Annotated in this window: 16 protein-coding genes; 10 read left to right on the top strand and 6 right to left on the bottom strand. The window is 69.4% G+C overall.

What is annotated here, in order from left to right; genetic code table 11:
- Positions 1–8 precede the first annotated feature (8 nt).
- From DT343_RS14470 to hisC, 5 genes are read left to right on the top strand one after another with little or no spacing between them, the layout of a single operon-like run.
- Entirely contained in the window at positions 9–2,864 is a 2,856-nt protein-coding gene (locus tag DT343_RS14470; RefSeq protein ID WP_112863413.1) for an ATP-dependent DNA helicase, read from the top strand.
- Position 2,865: 1 nt separating this feature from the next.
- Positions 2,866–3,339, top strand: coding sequence for a Cys-tRNA(Pro) deacylase (gene ybaK / locus DT343_RS14475; RefSeq protein WP_112863414.1), 474 nt, complete (start codon positions 2,866–2,868; stop codon positions 3,337–3,339).
- A 32-nt stretch (positions 3,340–3,371) separates the two neighbouring features.
- Positions 3,372–4,430 carry a DUF2125 domain-containing protein gene (locus DT343_RS14480; RefSeq protein ID WP_112863415.1) on the top strand — a complete coding sequence of 353 codons (1,059 nt, stop codon included), beginning with the start codon at positions 3,372–3,374 and terminating at the stop codon, positions 4,428–4,430.
- Positions 4,430–5,116, top strand: coding sequence for a hypothetical protein (locus DT343_RS14485; RefSeq protein WP_112863416.1), 687 nt, complete (start codon positions 4,430–4,432; stop codon positions 5,114–5,116). The genes DT343_RS14480 and DT343_RS14485 overlap by 1 nt, the downstream gene beginning before the upstream one ends.
- A gap of 14 nt (positions 5,117–5,130) precedes the next feature.
- Positions 5,131–6,234, top strand: a complete 1,104-nt coding sequence (gene hisC, locus DT343_RS14490; RefSeq protein WP_112863417.1) for a histidinol-phosphate transaminase — start codon at positions 5,131–5,133, stop codon at positions 6,232–6,234.
- Positions 6,235–6,281: 47 nt separating this feature from the next.
- Here hisC and DT343_RS14495 read toward each other — a convergent pair whose 3' ends face one another.
- The 5 genes from DT343_RS14495 to DT343_RS14515 are packed head-to-tail and all read right to left on the bottom strand — an operon-like array spanning position 6,282 to position 10,108.
- Positions 6,282–7,061: a MipA/OmpV family protein gene (locus DT343_RS14495; protein WP_112863418.1), complete on the bottom strand. Its 780-nt coding sequence runs from the start codon at positions 7,059–7,061 to the stop codon at positions 6,282–6,284.
- 34 nt (positions 7,062–7,095) lie between these two features.
- Positions 7,096–7,833 (bottom strand): lysophospholipid acyltransferase family protein, encoded by a 738-nt coding sequence (locus DT343_RS14500; protein ID WP_066552743.1) that lies wholly within the window; start codon positions 7,831–7,833, stop codon positions 7,096–7,098.
- Positions 7,834–8,478: a YdcF family protein gene (locus DT343_RS14505; protein WP_112863419.1), complete on the bottom strand. Its 645-nt coding sequence runs from the start codon at positions 8,476–8,478 to the stop codon at positions 7,834–7,836.
- On the bottom strand, positions 8,475–9,401 hold the full coding sequence (locus DT343_RS14510; protein WP_112863420.1) for a cell division protein FtsX: 927 nt from the start codon (positions 9,399–9,401) through the stop codon (positions 8,475–8,477). The genes DT343_RS14505 and DT343_RS14510 overlap by 4 nt, the downstream gene beginning before the upstream one ends.
- Positions 9,398–10,108, bottom strand: coding sequence for a cell division ATP-binding protein FtsE (locus DT343_RS14515; protein ID WP_112863421.1), 711 nt, complete (start codon positions 10,106–10,108; stop codon positions 9,398–9,400). The genes DT343_RS14510 and DT343_RS14515 overlap by 4 nt, the downstream gene beginning before the upstream one ends.
- Before the next feature lie 5 nt (positions 10,109–10,113).
- Here DT343_RS14515 and DT343_RS14520 point away from each other — a divergent pair, with 5 nt between their 5' ends.
- The 5 genes from DT343_RS14520 (at position 10,114) to DT343_RS14540 (ending at position 13,442) form a co-directional block, all read left to right on the top strand.
- Positions 10,114–11,118 carry an MJ0042-type zinc finger domain-containing protein gene (locus tag DT343_RS14520; RefSeq protein WP_258522590.1) on the top strand — a complete coding sequence of 335 codons (1,005 nt, stop codon included), beginning with the start codon at positions 10,114–10,116 and terminating at the stop codon, positions 11,116–11,118.
- Entirely contained in the window at positions 11,111–11,644 is a 534-nt protein-coding gene (locus tag DT343_RS14525; protein WP_112863423.1) for a phosphoribosyltransferase, read from the top strand. The genes DT343_RS14520 and DT343_RS14525 overlap by 8 nt, the downstream gene beginning before the upstream one ends.
- Before the next feature lie 158 nt (positions 11,645–11,802).
- Complete coding sequence (gene rplU, locus DT343_RS14530) at positions 11,803–12,357, top strand: 50S ribosomal protein L21 (RefSeq protein ID WP_017506418.1); 555 nt, start codon at positions 11,803–11,805, stop codon at positions 12,355–12,357.
- Between the two features lie 96 nt (positions 12,358–12,453).
- The gene (gene rpmA, locus DT343_RS14535; RefSeq protein WP_039244031.1) at positions 12,454–12,741 is read left to right on the top strand and encodes a 50S ribosomal protein L27; all 288 of its coding nucleotides are present in this window, start codon (positions 12,454–12,456) and stop codon (positions 12,739–12,741) included.
- 167 nt (positions 12,742–12,908) lie between these two features.
- On the top strand, positions 12,909–13,442 hold the full coding sequence (locus DT343_RS14540) for a GNAT family N-acetyltransferase (protein ID WP_045810625.1): 534 nt from the start codon (positions 12,909–12,911) through the stop codon (positions 13,440–13,442).
- A 329-nt stretch (positions 13,443–13,771) separates the two neighbouring features.
- Here the strand turns inward: DT343_RS14540 and DT343_RS14550 are convergent, their stop codons facing one another.
- Complete coding sequence (locus tag DT343_RS14550; protein ID WP_112863425.1) at positions 13,772–14,287, bottom strand: hypothetical protein; 516 nt, start codon at positions 14,285–14,287, stop codon at positions 13,772–13,774.
- Positions 14,288–14,302: the final 15 nt, after the last annotated feature.

A 14,302-nucleotide genomic window follows, 5' to 3' on the forward strand; every position in this document is an offset into this window, starting at 1 on the left:
TATCGGACGTGTCCGACGAATCCGTCATTTCCGAAAACCGCCTGACCGGCGCTCAGCCGTGGGCGGACTTGCCGCCAGCGCTCGCCACGCCGCCCGGCGCTGGGGCGGTGTGCGACAAGGCGGGGACCAAGAAAATCGGGCGCGGGGCGGCCGAGGGGTTCTTCAGCACCGGGCCGGTGATGGTGGCGCATGCGTCGCTGACGGCGCGCCGGTTGGGTCTGACGCCGCCGCCGCGATCGACTGAGTTGATGGACGTGCTGGAACTTTACGCCTTCGTGCGGCCGGCGCGCTTCTGTGCGCCGTCGCCGACGGGGCTGGCGCTTTCGCTGGGGCTGGCCGAGCCGAAGTCGGCGGAGGAACAGGCGGCGGCCCTGCGCGAGGCGGCGGGACTGCTGCTGCGCGAACTGGCGCAACCGGCCTATCCCGAGCGGGAGGCGGCCTATGGGCTGGCGCTGACGATGCAGCGCGCCGAATGGGCCTGGGGCGCGCGAGTCGTTCAGGCGCTGGAGGCCGGCGGCGTGCGGGCGCGCCAGCATCGCGGGTCTGGGATGGATGTCTGGTCGCGGTTGACCGAATGGGAGGAAGAGGCGCCGCGCGGCGAGGCGGGATCGGCGCCGGTCGATAGCGAGAGCGCCCGCATCCGGCTGGAAAAATTGCTTCAGGCTTCGGGCCTGGACGAGACGCGGCCGACCCAATCGGACTACGCCGCCGAAGCCGCCTTCGCCTTTTCGCCGCGGAACGAAGAGGGGCGGCCCCGCGTCCTGCTGGCCGAGGCGGGGACCGGCACGGGCAAGACCCTGGGCTATCTGGCCCCCGCCTCCCTGTGGGCCGAGCGGAACCAGGGCGCGGCGTGGATTTCGACCTATACCCGCGCCCTGCAGCGCCAGATCGACCGCGAGAGCCATTCGCTGTGGCCCGATCCGGCCGAGCGCAAGAAGAAGGCGGTGATCCGCAAGGGGCGCGAGAACTATCTGTGCGTCCTTAATCTGCAGGACATGGTGCAGGCGGCCCAGCTGGGGAATGGCGACCTGATCGGCCTGGCGCTGGCCGGGCGGTGGGCGCTGCATACGCGCGACGGCGACATGACGGGCGGCGATTTTCCCGGCTGGCTGCCCGGCCTGTTCGCCATGCCGGCGGCCCATGCGGCGGGAGCGGCCAATCTGATGGATCGGCGCGGCGAATGCGTCCACGCCGCCTGTCCCCACTACCGCACCTGTTTTGTCGAAAAGACGATCCGCGCCAGCCGCCGCGCGGACCTGGTCATCGCCAACCACGCCCTCGTTTTGACCCAGGCGGCGTTCGACGGGGCGCGCTCGGCGCGGGGCCAGAAGCAGGACGGCGAGACGGCGGCGCTGAAGCGGATCGTCTTCGACGAGGGCCACCACCTGTTCGACGCCGCCGACAGCGCTTTTTCCGCCTGCTTGTCAGGCCAGGAAGCGGCTGAGCTGCGGCGCTGGATCCGGGGTCCGGAGGGGCGGGGGCGTCGCGGTCGCGGGCTGGAACAGCGGCTGGGCGACATGGTCAACGACAATGAGGCGGCGATGAAGGCGCTGCAGGACGCCATCCGCGCCTCCGCCGCCCTGCCGGGGGAAGGCGTGTCGGGCCGCGTCGCGCCGGCCTCGGGCGAGGTCAACCCCATCGGCCCGATCGAGGCCTTCCTGGCCGCCGCGCTGGACCAGCTGCGCGCCCGCACGGCGGAGACCAATACGTACGGCGGTCCCGAGTTCGGCATGGAGTGCGCGCTGAAGCCGGTGATCGATCCGGTCGAAGAGACGGCGCGCGCGGCGGCCCAGGCCCTGGCCGCCATCGAGGCGCCGCTGTTGGCCCTGTCGCGGCATCTGGAGGACATTCTCGATGACGAGGCGGCCGAACTGGACGGCTCGCAGCGGTCGCGGATCGAGGGGGCCTTGCGGGGGCTGGACCGGCGCGCGCGCATGACCCTGCCGGGGTGGCGGTCGATGTTGGCGGCGCTGGAGGACGGGCGCGATCAGCCCGATCCTGATTTCGTCGATTGGCTGTCGGCCGAGACCGCGTTCGGCCGCATCCACGACGTGGCCCTGCGTCGCCACTGGATCGACCCGACCGTTCCGCTGGAGGCGGCCGTGATCGTGCCGTCACACGGGGTGCTGGTGACCTCCGCCACCCTGTCCGATCCCTTGCAGGAAGACCCGTTTGACCTGGCGCGGATGCGGACCGGCTCGGCGCGTCTGATCGAGCCGCCCCGCACCCTGAAGGTCGAGAGCCCGTTCGACTATGCCGCCAACAGCCGGGTCATCGTCGTCAACGACCTGGTCAAGGACGATCCGCGCCAGACGGCGGCGGCGATGCGCGAACTGTTCCTGGCGGCGGGCGGCGGGGGCCTGGGCCTGTTCACCGCCATTCGCCGATTGAAGGCGGTCTATGAGCGGCTGGGGCCGGATCTGGCGAAGTCGGGCGTGCCTCTGTATGCCCAGCACGTCGATCCGCTGGAGGTCGGGGCGCTGGTGGACATGTTCCGCGTCGAGGAGAATTCCTGCCTCTTGGGCACCGACGCCGTGCGCGACGGGGTGGACGTGCCGGGACGGTCGCTACGGGTGCTCGCTTTCGATCGCGTGCCATGGCCGCGGCCGGATTTGCTGCACAAGGCGCGGCGCGAACGGTTGGGAGGGAAGGGTTATGACGATGCGCTGGCCCGCGCCCGCATCGCCCAGGCGTTTGGCCGGCTGATCCGGCGCGGCGACGACAAGGGGGTGTTCCTGATGCTGGACGCCGCCACCCCCACTCGCCTGTTCGCCAGTTTGCCGCCCGGGACCGAGGTCCAGCGCATGGGCCTGGCCGATGCGGTCGAACTGACTCGCAGCTTCCTGAACCCCGAGACGACGTAGGATGTCCAAGACCACGCCCGCCACCGTCGCCCTGACCAAGGCCGGCGTCGCCTTCGCTCTGTTTCCCTACGACTATGATCCCGACGCGCCGCGCGTGGGATTGCAGGCCGCCGAGGCGTTGGGCGTGGCGCCGGAACAGGTGTTCAAGACGCTGATGGTCCTGGTCGATGGCGCTCCGGCTTGCGTCATCGTGCCGTCCGACTGCGAGGTCAGCATGAAGAAGTTGGCGGCGGTGCTGGGGGGCAAGTCGGCCCAGATGATGAAGCCTGCCGACGCCGAACGGCTGACCGGCTACAAGGTCGGCGGGGTCAGCCCGTTCGGCCAGCGAAAGGCCGTGCCCACCGCGATGGACGAAACCGCCATCCTGTTCGAGCAGGTCCTGATCAACGGCGGTCAGCGGGGGCTTCTGCTGGGTCTGGCGCCGGAGGATGCGCGGCGGGCGGCGAAGGCGGTGCTGGCCGACCTGACCGCCTAGAAGCGCCAGGTGCGTCGCGCTATAGGTCCGGCATGACCGACGCCTCGACGACCAAGCGACACAGCCGCAAGGGCCTGTATGCGTCCTTCATCCTCGTGCTGATCGCGCTGACGGCCTGGACCGGATGGTGGATCTTCCTGACGCGCCAGATCGATACGCGGCTTGAGGCCCAGGTCCAGACCCTGCGTCAGGACGGCTGGGACATCCGCTTCGCCGACAAATCCATCAACGGCTGGCCGTTTCGCACCCGTGTGGCGTTGACGAACCTGATCGTTCAGGCGCCGTCGGGCCATGCGATCAAGGCGACCGAACTGACCGCGGAGGCCAACGCCTATCAGCCGACCAAATGGGTGGTGGTGGCTCCGCAAGGCCTGATGCTGACCCGCGCCGGCAAGGGCGAGGCGGCGGTCAAGGGTGACGCGATCCGCATGAGCGCCAGCGGCATCGATCAGCGTTGGCCCAATCTGGCGCTGGAGATGGTCAATCCGGTCTTCACGGCCCAGACCGGCGCCGAACCCTTCCCCATCGCCCGCGCCGCGCGGATCGAATTCTATGCTCGGCCGCATCTGGAGGGCTCGACCGCGCCGACCGACGACGTCGATGTCATGTTTCGTCTGGTGGACGGGCAGGGGCGGGCGGACGGCCCCGTCGAAGGCTTCGCCCAGGACGGCCGCCTGACGACCCAGCTGGAGGCCGAGATCGGCCAGGCCAGCCTGCTGAAGACCGGCGGCGACGCGGCGGGCGTCTTCTCCGCCTGGACAAAGGCGGGCGGAACCTTCCGCAATGTGCGCGGCGATCTTCAGGCCGGCGACAGCCGTGCGACGCTCTCCAGCGACGTGTTGAGAGCCGATGCGAACGGCCGGCTGACCGGCCAGGTCCAGCTTCAGGCGCAAAAGCCTTTGCCCGCCCTGGCCGGCCTGATGGCGACGCGTCAGGGGCCGGTCAACCGGATCGGCGCGGCCGGGGCCGCTGCAGCAGCGGGCGCGGCCGAGGCCACGAGCCAGGAGCAGTTGCCGCTGACGCTCGTCTTCCGCGACGGCCGCACCTGGCTCGGCCCCTTCCCGCTGGCCCCGGCGCCCAAGCTGTTCTGATGGCGCTGCTGGACGAACCCGAAGCCGACGACGCCCTGCTGGCGCTGGATCGCGCCTTGGTCGAGGCGGTGCGGGCGCGGGTCGCCGCCGGTCCGCGCGACCGGGCCGACGCTTCGGCCATCGCCCTGCGTCAACTGCTGGACGGCGCCTCGGCCGATGAGGCTGCGGCGGTCAAGGCGGTGTGGGGCCGGATCGAGGTGGCGACCGGACCCGCGCTGGTCGTCTGCGGCGGCGTGGCCCAGGCCCTGGCGACAGACCGCCATGGCCTGCGGTCGCGGCCTATGTCCGCCGACGAGGCGTTGAAGGCGGCCGAGGCGGGCTCGCGCGCCGTGATCGACCTGTCGCCCGACCGGCCGTGGTGGGGCCGCCTGCTGGCGCGGCCCGAACTGAAGATCGTCGCCGCCCTGCCGGACGACCGGCGCGGCCGACCCCAGGTGTTCGTCGTGTCCAAGGAGATGTCCGGCCCGACCGGCGACGACCGCAGCTTCTGGGTCACTGACAGCGGTTGGTCCGAGGCCAAGATCGTGGACGCCCTGGGCGACGCGGGACTGGTCGCCGATCCGCTGGCGGCGGCGGGCGGGTTGAAGCTGTTCATGCTGACGGGCTATGTGCAGGTCGATGACGGGCGGCTGAAGAGCGCGCCCGGACGAATGAGCGGCGTGATCGGCGCCGCCCCCATCTTCTGAGATCAAGGCTTTCCATGACCGACGCGACCGCGCCACACGGCCCTGCCCCCAAGCCCGGCATCCTCGACATCGCCCCCTATGTCGGCGGCAAGTCGTCCATCGCCGGCGTCGCCGAACCGATGAAGCTGTCGTCCAACGAGAACATGCTGGGCGCGGGCGAAAAGGCGCGTGCGGCCTATGAGGCGGCGATCAAGAATATCCACATCTATCCCGACGGCCGGGCGACCAAGCTGCGGAACGCGGTGTCGGAACTGCACGGGTTGGAGCCTGAACGGCTGATCTTCGGCAACGGCTCGGACGAGGTCTTCGCCCTGTTGAACCAGACCTATCTGACGGCGGGCGACAACATCGTCTGCGGCCAGTACGGCTTTCTCGCCTACCGCATCAGCGCCCTGGGCTGCGAAGCCCAGGTCAAGCTGGCGCCCGAGCCGAACTTCAAGGCCGAGGTCGACGCGCTCCTGGCCCAGATCGATGAACGCACCAAGATCGTCTATGTCTCCAACCCGTCGAACCCGACCGGCAGCTACAATACGGGCGAGGAAATCCGCCGCCTGCACGCCGCCCTGCCGGCCCACATCATCCTGGTCGTGGACGAGGCCTATGCGGAATATGTGACCGAGGCCGACTGGGAGACCGCCTTCCCGCTGGCCAAGGACGCCGAGAACATCGTCGTCACCCGCACCTTCTCCAAGATCCACGGCCTGGGCGGTTTGCGTATCGGTTTCGGCTATGCGCCGCTGAAGGTCGCCGAAGCCATCGACCGGATTCGACTGCCGTTCAACGTCTCGGTGCCGGGGCTTGAGGCCGCAACGGCCGCGCTGTCGGACGAAGCGCACCAGACGGCGTCGCGCGATCTGATCTCGAACTGGAAGCCGCGCCTGACCCAGGCCCTGCGCGGCTTTGGGCTGAACGTCCTGCCCAGCGCCGGCAATTTCGTGCTGGTGCTGTTCGACAGCGCCAAGCGCGCCGCCGCCGCCAACGACTATCTGAACACCAAGGGCATCATCGTCCGCCCCGTCGGCGGCTATGGCCTGCCCCAGGCCCTGCGCATCACCATCGGCACCGAAGACCAGAACCGCGCCGTCATCGACGCGCTGAGTGAGTTCGCGGCCACCTGATCAAAGGGCAAGAAGCGGCGACCGCATCCGCAGCCGCCGCCTTGCTATCAGCCGCCGAAGCGACGGGCGATGAAGACGCCGGTGCGGACGGCGTCGTCGCTCTGCGACAGGGGGCTGTCGGCCACGTCGCCCAGGCGGCGTTCGTAGTTGATCAGGCCGCCCGCACCCCATTTGTCGCCGATCGGGACCAGCAGGACCAGGCTGGCGCCCGCGCCCTGCAGGCCGCCGCCGGGGGAATAAGCGCTGATGCCGTTGGCGGCCGCCTCGGCGGTGCTGACGCCATAGTAGGCATCGGCCAGTTTGGAATCGCCGCCGCGCACATAGACCGAGGCGTTCAGCAGGCCGACCGACGTCACGCGCTGATGACCGACGGAGGCATAGTATTCCGTGCCCTCGCTGACGTCGGACACGTCGCGGCTGATCCGACCGCCGACCACCACATTGCCGGGCAGACGCTTGTAGGCGTAGGCGGCCAGGTCGGCGCCGAAGCCCGGACGATCCAGCGTCAGGCCTTCGATATCATCGGCCGAAAAGCGCGGGCGCAGTTGCAGGCCGGCGCGGAAGTCGTCGGTCTTGATCGCGTTCCAGCCCAGGCCGTCGATCGGGTTCAGATAGACTAGGTCGCGATAGTTGGCCGAAACCCACGGGGCGACCGTTGTCTTGGAGCCCGTGTCGCCGTTGGAGTCGTTGCGATAAAGGACGCCCGCGCCGAGATCGACGGTCCAGTTCTGGGGGGCGGGCCGGATCTGCTCATACGGTTGCGACTGGGCCAGAGCGGAGCCGGCGACGGCGGCGAAGGCGACGGAGAGCAGAAGGGGACGAAGCATCGGGCGTTTCCATGGTGGCGCCCGAGCGGGGAGGTCAGGCCGGTTCAGAATGCGCAAGCTGGGCCTTTGGCTCCAGCAGCGCCAACGACGCCGTCTCTATGCGACTTTCCAGCAACGCCATCATGGCCCCGCGCTTCAGCTGGGCCGGGATCGGCTCAAGGAATTCGAACACGACCGTGCCGGGATACCGGCGGAAACCATGAGCCGGCCAGTGGACGCCGGAGTTGGTGGCGACGGGCCAGCAGGGGCCTTCCAGATCGCGATAGATTGCGGCGACGCCGGGCTTGTAGTCGCCCGGCACGCCCGGATCGTTGCGCGTGCCCTCGGGGAAGATGACGATCTGGCGGCCTTCGGACAGGCGGTCGCGCGCCTGTCGCGTCATGTCTTTCAGCGCCTTGGCGTGGCCCGCGCGATCCACGGCGATCATCTTGGCCTTCCAGGCGAACCAGCCGAAGAAAGGCAGGGGCATCAGCTCCTTCTTCATCACGAAACAGGCGTCGGGCAGGACGGCCAGCAGGGCCACGATGTCCAGCATCCCCTGGTGTTTGGACGCGATTAGGGCGGCGCCGGACGGGGCGTGCTCCAACCCGCGCACCTCGACCTTCACCCCCGCGATCCAGCGCAGGCCGAACAGGACGATCTTCGCCCACAGCTTGCACACGCCCTGCACATAGCGGTGCGGCAGCAGCAGGACCGGCGACAGGCCGATGGCGATGATCGGCATCGACAAATAGAGCCAGGCGGTGAAGATCAGGGAACGCAGGGTGTTCACTTAGGACGCGGCCTTTTCGTCAGGGGCGGTTTCGGTCTCGGCCGGTACGGCGGCGGGCCGGTCGCGGGTGATGCGACGCACGCCCTCACGGCCCAGGACGGCGAGGTATTTCATATATTCCAGCGTCATCCGACGCGCGGTCACCGCCGCCCGCCACCAGCGCGCATTGTCCAGCGACGGGGTGGAGATGGCGTAGGGCGTCAGTTTCACGCCCGGCAGCTGGCCCCGGATTTCGACCAGCGAACGCGGCATATGATAGTCGGAGGTCACGACGATCAGGCTGCGATAGCCCTTGGCGCGGCTCCAGGCGGCGATTTCCTGGGCGTTGCCGACGGTGTCCTCGGCCTCGAAACCCAGATCGACGCAGCAGTTGAACAGGCGGCTGGAGCCGGGGGTCAGCTCGCGCAGCTCCTGACGGCGCACCTCGCGATTGACGCCGGAGATCAGCACCCGCTCGCCCTTGCCCTGTTCCAACAGGCGGATGGCGGTGTTGACCCGTTCGGACGACGGACCGGTCAGGGCCACGATGGCGTCGGCGCGGGCGGGGTCGTCGGCGGGGGTCAGCTCGCGCACCCGGTGGGCGAAGGCGAATAGGCCGACCAGCCAGATCAGACCGGCGATGAAGATGACGCTCAACAGTCTCATGCGCCCCCTCCCTCTGTCGGCCCAGATGCGCGTCCCGCTGACGCCAGCACTCGCATGGCGGCGAATCTCGCCGCGAGAACCGCAACCGTAGCCGCGAGCAGCGGGCAAGGCGAGAGCAACGCCAGGTCGCTCCAGCTGATCGGCAGGGCCGCCGTCAGGCCGCCCGATCCGCCGATGAACCGCAGGAGGATCAGAAGGACTGCCGCCAGCCCGGCGCCGATCGCGCCCGCGCCCGCCGCCATCAGGCCGAACCGTCGCTGGAACAGCCAGGCGATGGCCCCGTCGGTCGCGCCGTTCAGGCTCAGGGTCTCGATCACGCCTTGACCGGCCGCCAACCCCGCGCGGGTCGCATAGGCGATGGCGGCGGCCGCCGCGAAGGCGACGGCCAGAAAGGCGGCGCCGGCCAGGATCGTGATCATGCCGGCGGACCCCTCGACTTCGCCGCGCCATAGGCTGTGATCGTCCACCGTGGCGTCCAGCCCGGCCTCGGCCAGGGCGCGGCTCAGGGTGACGGCGCTAGCGGGGGCGTCGCGGTTCAGCCGCACCGTCACCAGATGGGGCAGGGGCAGGTCGGGCAGGACCGCGTCGCCCAGCCAGGGGCGCAGCAGATCCTCGGCCGCCTCGCGGCTGAGGGCGGCGGCCTCCTCCACCCCATCGACGCCGGACAGGGTCTCGGCCGCGCGGGCGGCGGCGGTGTCGCCGGTTTCGCCGACGCGGGGGCGGACCTGGACGGTGGCCTCGGCGCCCAGCTGTCGGGCCCAGCCGTGCGCGGCGCGGTCAGCGGCGGAGGCGGCGACGGCGGCGAGGCAGGCCAAAAAGCACAGAACGGCGATGACGGTCATCAGCCACGGCTCGCCGGCCGCGGCGGGCGGCAGCAGGCCGGGCCGGCGGCTGGAGAGGCTGAAATCGGACATGCGGATCATGCGGCGGCCCGCGAGGGTTCGCTGAGCCGTCCGGCCTCCAGCCTCAAGACGCGCGCGCCGGATCGCTGGGCCAGGGCCTCGTCATGGCTGGCGATCAGGACGGTGGCGCCCAGTTTGTTCAGCGACTGGAACAGCCGCAGCAGCTTGTCGGCCATGACGGCGTCCACGCTGCCGGTCGGTTCGTCGGCCAGGATCAGGCCGGGGCGGGTGATGACGGCGCGGGCGATGGCCAGCCGCTGCTTCTCACCGCCGGACAGGGCGGGGGGACGGGCCTCCATCCGGCGACCGAGGCCCACCCATTTCAGCATCTCGCGCACGTCGTCGGCGTACTCGGCCTCGGATTCGCCCGCGAGACGCAAGGGCAGGGCGACATTGTCGAAGGCCGACAGATGACCCAGCAGGCGGAAATCTTGGAACACCACGCCCATCCGCCGCCGAAAGGCCGGGATGTCGCGACGATCGATGCGCGTGACATCCGATCCGAACAGGCGGAGGGTTCCCGTTCGGGGTTGGTCCGCCAGCGTCAGCAGACGCAGCAGCGAAGACTTTCCGGCCCCGGACGGCCCGGTAAGAAAGTGGAAAGAGCCGCGCGGCAAAATGAGGTTAACGTCCCGCAGCACGTCGGGCGCGCCGACATAGCCGAAGCCGACGCCGGACAGGCGAACGGTCTCGGTCATAGCGGCGGGTTCGGCGGGCGAGGACGGCATGGTATGTGTTTCAGGAACAGGGCGCGGCGTCGCGCCTTACGGGAGGGGGCGACAGCCTCGCAGTCAGCCACATGATACTGACCTGCCCCGCCTGCGCCACCAGCTATTTCATTCGTGACGAAGCCGTAGGCCCCGAAGGCCGCAAGGTGCGCTGCCAATCGTGCGGCGAAGTCTGGCGCGCCACGCCCGACGAGCCGCTGGAACTGACCTTGGCGCCCGACCCGGCGGTCGCCGCCGCCGCCACGCCTGCAACCCCGCCCGAACCCGATCCCGCACCGACCGCCGCCAGCCTGGCCGAAACGCCGGCGCCGGAGTTGCCCCGGGCGTTCCGCGCTCGCGCCGATCGCCAGAAGAAGCTGCGCCGCGCCGCCACCCAGGGCGTGATCTGGGCGGGTCTGGCCAGCGTCTTCATCGGCCTGATCGTTTCGGCCTTCCTGTTCCGTGTCGAGATCGTTCAGGCCTTCCCCCGAGCCGCTTCGGCCTACAAATTCTTCGGCGCGCCGGTCAATCCGGTCGGGTTGGACTTCGAAGCCCTCAAGGCCAAGGCTGCGCCGAACCATCCCGGCATGGTCGTGGTGTCCGGCGCCATCCGCAATGTGCGCGACGTAGAGATCGTCTCGCCGCCGATTCGCGTGGCCCTGCTGGACGCCGCCGGCGCCGAGGTCGGGTTCAAGATCGTAAAGATCGACGCGGCGCCGGTCCTGCCGGGCAAGGTCCAGGGCTTCGCCGCCCTGATCCCCGATCCGGGCGGCCACGGGGCCGGGATCGGCGTCGACTTCGCGCCGGCCGGCTCTGCGCTCTCCAAGCCGACCGCCGAACACGATGCCCATGATGCGAAGGCAGCGCCCGCTCACGCAGCAGAGCCGGCGGGCGAGACCGCCAAGGGACTGCGCTCGGCGACGGCGCCGGGGGCGGAGGCGCCGAACACGGCCGCGCCGATCGACGCGCGACCCGTAGGCGCTGTGGACAAGGGGCATGGTGAGGCGGTATCGGCCTCGCATCATGGCTGATCCCTCCCCGACGCCGACCGTTCTTCTGTCCGAGGCCGAGGTGGCGCGCATCGTCGCCGCCCTGGCCCAGCGCATCGCGCCCGTCGTCGACGACGATACGGTCGCCGCCGTGCTGCTGACCGGGGGCCTGTGGTTCGCCGCCGACCTGACCCGCGCCCTTTCGCGCGTCGGCCGCAACGTCCGTTTCGACGCCCTGTGGCTGGCGTCTTACGGCGACGACAAGACCAGCCGCGGCAAGATCGACGTCTATGCGCCGTTCCAGCGTCCGATCGCCGGACGAAAGGTGCTGATCCTGGACGACGTCTTCGACACCGGCCTGTCTCTGGCCGAGGCCGTGCGCATCGCCCGGGAGGCGGGAGCGTCCGAAGTGCTGACCTGCGTCTTCGCCAGAAAGCCGTGGCCAAAGCCGCGCGCGCCCGAGCCGGACTTTGTCGGCTGGGAGGCGCCGAACCGCTTTCTGGTCGGCTATGGCCTCGACAATGCGGGCGGTCTGCGGGGCTTGCCCGACATCTGCGCGTTGGACTGACATCGGGTTCGCGACAGCGGGGATAATCCGTCCGGGGCTGAATTTCCGCCCGGTTCGGCGTTGACTCTGCGACGCCCTTCCGTATATGTCGCCGCTCTTCGCCGCCGGGGCCCTCTCCGGGGGCGTATCTTTTTTTGCGTTTGCGCTGAGGCTTCAACATGTACGCGGTGATCAAGACCGGCGGCAAGCAGTACCGGGTCCAACCGGGCGACACCATCGTCGTCGAAAAGCTCGACGGCGACGCCGGCGCTGAGCTGAAGTTCGACAGCGTCCTGATGCTGGGCGGCGACAAGGGCGTGACCCTGGGCGCCCCCCTGATCGACGGCGCCTTCGTCGGCGCGACCCTGGTCGAGACCCGCAAGGGTGAGAAGATCAAGATCTTCAAGAAGACCCGTCGCCAGGGCTATCGCCGCACGAACGGCCATCGCCAGATGGAATCGGTCCTGCGCATCACCGGCATCGAAGGCGCCGGCGAGACCGCCAAGTGGGACGGCAAGGTCGATCTGACCACCAAGGCCGAGATCAACCTGCGCGCTCGCAACCTGGCCGCTCGTGACGCCACTTCCTCGCTGGGTTCGACCGAGACGGTCGTGACCGACGTGGACGGCGCCGAGGTCAAGGGCGTCGTGGTCGAGAGCTCGGCTCCCGCCAAGAAGGCCCCGGCCAAGAAGAAGGCTGCGCCCAAGGCTGAAGCCGCCGGCGACGAAGCCTAAGACATTCACCGGCGCCTCGGCGCCAGACCTAAGTTACGGACGCGCTCAAGTAGGCTGAAAGGCCGGTAGCGCACCAAGAAAGTACGGAGCGGCAAGATGGCTCACAAGAAATCCGGTGGTTCGTCGCGTAACGGTCGCGACTCCGAGTCGAAGCGCCTGGGCGTGAAGAAGTATGGCGGCGAGCGCGTGCTGGCCGGCAACATCATCGTGCGCCAACGCGGCACCACCTTCCACGCCGGTGAGAACATGGGCATGGGCCGCGACCACACCCTGTTCGCCCTGACGAACGGCGCTGTGAAATTCACCACCAAACGTGGCGGCCGTTGTTACGTGTCGATCCTTGCGGCCAATGACGACGCCGCTCAGGCGATGGCCGCCGAGTAACGCAGTCTGGACCTTCCCGGATCGCGTTGCTCCTGCCAGCAGCCGATCCGGACCAGGGATGATAATCCGCGGGGAGTCTGGATCACCAGGCTCCCCGTTTGCGTTTCCCCGCCTCGAAGACCGTCCGAGCCCTTCAAGGAGATGGTCGACAATCCGAGGCAACGCCCATGTGCGTCATCGAAACCTCTCCTGTCGTTGAGACCCGGCGCCTGATCCTGCGCGCGCCCGCGCCCCAGGATGCGCCGCGCATCGCCGCCCTGGCCAATGATCTGGACATCGCGCGCATGACCAAGCGGATGCCGCATCCGTTCCAGATGCGCGACGCCGACGACTTCGTGCTGCAGGTCGCCTCGCAGGACCCAAGACGAGCCAACACCTTCGTCATCGACCATGAGGACGTGGGGCCCATCGGCGTCATCGGCCTGTTCGAGGGCGAAGACCGGGTGCCGGAAACCGGCTACTGGATCGGGCGCGAATACTGGGGTCGGGGCTTCGCCACCGAGGCGCTGGACGCCGCCCTGGTCTGGGCCAGCCGCAAGTGGAAGCGCCGGGCGCTGGTCGCCGGGCATTTCGCCGACAATCCGGCTTCTGGCCGCGTGCTGGAAAAGGCGGGCTTCCTCTACACCGGCGAGACGCGCCGGGCGTGGAGCCGGGCGCGTCGGGCCGAGGCCGATACGCGCATGATGGTATGGCTGGCCTGACGGCCAGCCCGCAGGGTCAGCCGCCCGCCAAGGCGGGCCCATAGACGGCGGCGAGGGCGATGGCGCCCACCACCAGCATGGCGCCCGCGCCGGCGATGAAGGTGGCGATGGTCTTGGACCGGCGACGCCGCATGCCGCCCGCTTTATATTGGCGGATGATGACCGACGGCCCTCGAGTAAAGGCCTCGGATCCTATGATATTGTGTTGGGACAAGAAAAAAGCTCCCCGAACTCTCGCACAGAAGCAGCGATCACTCCGGGGCGCTCGTGGTCAGAAGATGGCGATCCGCGTTACCGGGGTCGCATCTTCGTGAGAAGGGGCGCGCGGGTCACAGGGTGACGGAGACGACCCGGCCGCCGCGCGTCTGCACCGACTGCATCAGCACCAGGGGCGCATCGCCCGAGGTGACCGGCACGATCAGGAACCAGCCGCCGTCCGGCAGGCCGTCGAAGCGGAAACGGCCGTTCTCGCATCGCTCGGAGCGGACATAGTTGCGATAGTCGGCGTTGGCGTCGGCGACGGTGCGGGCGCGGACGACGGCGGCAGGCACGGCTGCGCGCTGGGTCGAACCATAAAGGGTGCGAAAGCGGGCGCGCGTATAGGGGGTGTCCGGCGTCAGGCCGACGCTGGCGACGCAATCGAAGGCCTTGCCGTCCCGGGCGAAGGCGATCTGGCCCTGGATGCTGTTGCGGCCGGGCATTTGGGACCAGCCGAAATCGGCCTCGTTGAAGGCGGCGGGGCCCCCGTTCGGCAGGCCGCCGCCGGCAGTGGGCGCACAGGCGGAGAGGGCTGCGGCGGTCAGGGCGAGAGCCAGGCCAGGGGCGGCGAACGAACGGATCGACATGGGGCTTCCTCCGGG

Origin of the sequence: Brevundimonas vesicularis, from assembly GCF_900445985.1 — a bacterium.
Classification (GTDB): Bacteria; Pseudomonadota; Alphaproteobacteria; order Caulobacterales; family Caulobacteraceae; genus Brevundimonas; species Brevundimonas vesicularis_D.

Coding starts and splice junctions, on each gene's coding strand:
- ybaK (WP_112863414.1), top strand. CDS start 2,866: ATGTCCAAGACCACGCCCGCCACCGTCGCCCTGACCAAGGCCGGCGTC.
- DT343_RS14480 (WP_112863415.1), top strand. CDS start 3,372: ATGACCGACGCCTCGACGACCAAGCGACACAGCCGCAAGGGCCTGTAT.
- DT343_RS14485 (WP_112863416.1), top strand. CDS start 4,430: ATGGCGCTGCTGGACGAACCCGAAGCCGACGACGCCCTGCTGGCGCTG.
- hisC (WP_112863417.1), top strand. CDS start 5,131: ATGACCGACGCGACCGCGCCACACGGCCCTGCCCCCAAGCCCGGCATC.
- DT343_RS14495 (WP_112863418.1), bottom strand. CDS start 7,061: ATGCTTCGTCCCCTTCTGCTCTCCGTCGCCTTCGCCGCCGTCGCCGGC.
- DT343_RS14505 (WP_112863419.1), bottom strand. CDS start 8,478: ATGAGACTGTTGAGCGTCATCTTCATCGCCGGTCTGATCTGGCTGGTC.
- DT343_RS14510 (WP_112863420.1), bottom strand. CDS start 9,401: ATGATCCGCATGTCCGATTTCAGCCTCTCCAGCCGCCGGCCCGGCCTG.
- DT343_RS14515 (WP_112863421.1), bottom strand. CDS start 10,108: ATGCCGTCCTCGCCCGCCGAACCCGCCGCTATGACCGAGACCGTTCGC.
- DT343_RS14525 (WP_112863423.1), top strand. CDS start 11,111: ATGGCTGATCCCTCCCCGACGCCGACCGTTCTTCTGTCCGAGGCCGAG.
- rplU (WP_017506418.1), top strand. CDS start 11,803: ATGTACGCGGTGATCAAGACCGGCGGCAAGCAGTACCGGGTCCAACCG.
- rpmA (WP_039244031.1), top strand. CDS start 12,454: ATGGCTCACAAGAAATCCGGTGGTTCGTCGCGTAACGGTCGCGACTCC.
- DT343_RS14540 (WP_045810625.1), top strand. CDS start 12,909: ATGTGCGTCATCGAAACCTCTCCTGTCGTTGAGACCCGGCGCCTGATC.
- DT343_RS14550 (WP_112863425.1), bottom strand. CDS start 14,287: ATGTCGATCCGTTCGTTCGCCGCCCCTGGCCTGGCTCTCGCCCTGACC.